General features: G+C 39.0%; 2 protein-coding genes. One reads left to right on the top strand and one right to left on the bottom strand.

Annotation, left to right across the window (positions count from 1 at the left end; translation table 11 throughout):
• Positions 1-669: 669 nt before the first annotated feature.
• Positions 670-1,101 (top strand): SET domain-containing protein, encoded by a 432-nt coding sequence (locus tag LEP1GSC062_RS08620; RefSeq protein ID WP_010577010.1) that lies wholly within the window; start codon positions 670-672, stop codon positions 1,099-1,101.
• Between the two features lie 178 nt (positions 1,102-1,279).
• Here the strand turns inward: LEP1GSC062_RS08620 and LEP1GSC062_RS08625 are convergent, their stop codons facing one another.
• Entirely contained in the window at positions 1,280-2,089 is an 810-nt protein-coding gene (locus tag LEP1GSC062_RS08625; RefSeq protein WP_020984000.1) for a glycerophosphodiester phosphodiesterase, read from the bottom strand.
• Positions 2,090-2,500: the final 411 nt, after the last annotated feature.

A 2,500-nucleotide genomic window follows, 5' to 3' on the forward strand; every position in this document is an offset into this window, starting at 1 on the left:
CTGAATTGTCGACGTTCAAGCGAGTTCTCCGAATTGATTCGAACAACCTCTAAAGTTTTCTTTCCACAATCAATTCCTACATATTTGCCATCTTGACTTTTCATTGCTTTTCTCCTAAAATGACAGAGACGGAAGGGCTTAACAAAGCCGGGTGATATCACCAGCACTCCTATTCGCGGTCGACTTTGTTAAGCCGCCACACTTTGGTTTGCGGTGGCCGATTTAGATTCATCTATTGGTCGGGGTCTAAGCCCCAAAGAAGCGATCAATCTGCCACCGGCCTTCTTGACTCCGTCGAATCAAGAATATCACATTCGGAACTGTCTTACATCCAAGAATCATACTAATCTATTGGCGCTCGATAAAACTCAACGTCTCGCTTCTATTGGCGCTCGACGGGATCTTATGGGAACAGTCAATCAATCGTTAAGTTTGAAATGAAGAACAAGTTGTTTCATTGCGCCGTGTTTGATTTTTGGATCTTCTATGAAAATTTTGCGAAAACTATCTGTGGCGGAGATTTGGTCTTGGAAAAGACCAAACTTAAGAGATGGATCGCTGTGGAGAATCTCTTTTAAGACGGACATTCGGAATTCAGTTGCAAATTTTATACTCTCTTGGGAATGATAGCATAAATTCTGTTCATATTCAGGAGTTTTAGTTTCAACGATGCAATTACGTAAGAAGATTTCGCGTTCCCGTATTTTCCATGAAAAGGACTTTGAGATCAAAGCTTCGTCGATTTCTGGAATCGGGATGGGGCTTTTCCCGAAAGAAAACGTAAACAAAGGAGATACTATCGGATATTATACCGGTAGAATTCTTACCGATAAAATTGCAAACTCCTCCAAATACTGCGGATCGAAATACTTACTTTGGATTTGTAAGGATCATTGGATTTACGGAGAGGGAAAGGAAAGTAATTATACTCGTTTTATGAATCATAGTTCTAAGCCGAACGTAAAACTTGTCGTATCCGTTCGTTGGAAAACAGCGAGATTCGAAGCAATCCGAAAGGTAAAGGTGGGAGAAGAATTATTCTTCGATTACGGTGATGAATATTGGATCAATACGGACATCGATCCGGTGGAAAGAAACTAAAGGTTTGTCTAAACCCCCGTCGAGCGCAACAGAAGCGAGACGCCTGAGTTCTGTAAACCTGATTTTAGGACTTTACACCTATTCACTGACTCCTAAAACCCTGACATCTAACTACTGTATAACAGGACTTTGAGATAAAATAGAAAATTCTTGGGAGGAATTATAATCCTTTACCAATTTAAATCGTACGTTTTGGGGAATATCGAAATTTCTTTTCCACCAACGTTCTCATTAATTTCGGAAAATTCGTAAAAAGACCGTCCGCTCCTCGACTTAAAAATCGTTTTATCTCTTCCGCCTCATTGATCGTATAAACGACGCTTAGGAAATTTTTTTCCGATATCAACCTTAAGTTTTCTTCCGAAGCGTCTTCCATAGAAGGATGAATGCTCCACGCTTTGATCTTTTCTCCGAAAACGATTGCCTCGGAGACGTCTCCGTTTCCGTCTCCCACCAGAACACCTAATTTTATTTCCTGATTGAGCTTGCGAACCCTTTCCAAACATTCCCAGGAAAAGGAAGAAATTACAATTCGAGGTAGCAATTGAAACTGACGAGCCAAACTCAAGACACTAAGTTCGATCGAATTTTCATTCATGTAGGGATCCAAGGCCGTTGATTTGATTTCTATGTTTAAATCGGTTTTGGATTTTTGGATCAAACGTAAGACATCTTTTAAAAGAGGAATTTTTTCTTTTCTGAATTTTCGAGAGAACCAGGAACCCGCGTCCAATTCGTTTAGTATTTTAGCTTCGAATTTCCGAACGTTTCCTACCAATTTGGTCGTTCGATCTAAATCATCATCGTGAATGACCACAACTTCCCTGTCCTCGGAAAGAGTAACGTCCAATTCGATCAGATCGGCTTTCACTTGAATTGCCTTTTGAAATGCAATCATTGTGTTTTCAGGAAATTCTCCGCTGAAGCCTCGATGTGCAAATATGAGAGGTCGTTTTAAATTATTGCGGTCTTTGATGTTTTCAATCATATCTATTCGTTTTTAGAACTTACCTCAAAATTGTAGGAACTCCTATCGAACAACGAAAAAAATGTCCCCCATCTCTCCGGTCTAAAGTGTTACCGATGTGCCAGAACATACAAAGTCCGTAATCTACCTAAGAGAGGTAATTTGTGGGAACTACTGCATTTTGTCATTAGCGACTTAGCAATCATAATTCTTTTGAGGTTTTGGAACAAGTTTTTAGTGTTTCTAAAATATTTCCCACGAAAATACGGCGGTTTTTAAGTTTTGAATTTCTAAATAATGTGAGTTCGGTGTAAGAAGATGAGAAAGAATTTTCTAAAAGTAGGAATCCTACTTTTAAAATTTGTTCGTAAAATCGCGATTTGTTGTAGTTTCCACATTTTAAGAATAGATTTACAGAGTTGAAATTCCAAC

Origin of the sequence: Leptospira alexanderi serovar Manhao 3 str. L 60, assembly GCF_000243815.2 — a bacterium.
In the GTDB taxonomy this organism is placed as follows: domain Bacteria; phylum Spirochaetota; class Leptospiria; order Leptospirales; family Leptospiraceae; genus Leptospira; species Leptospira alexanderi.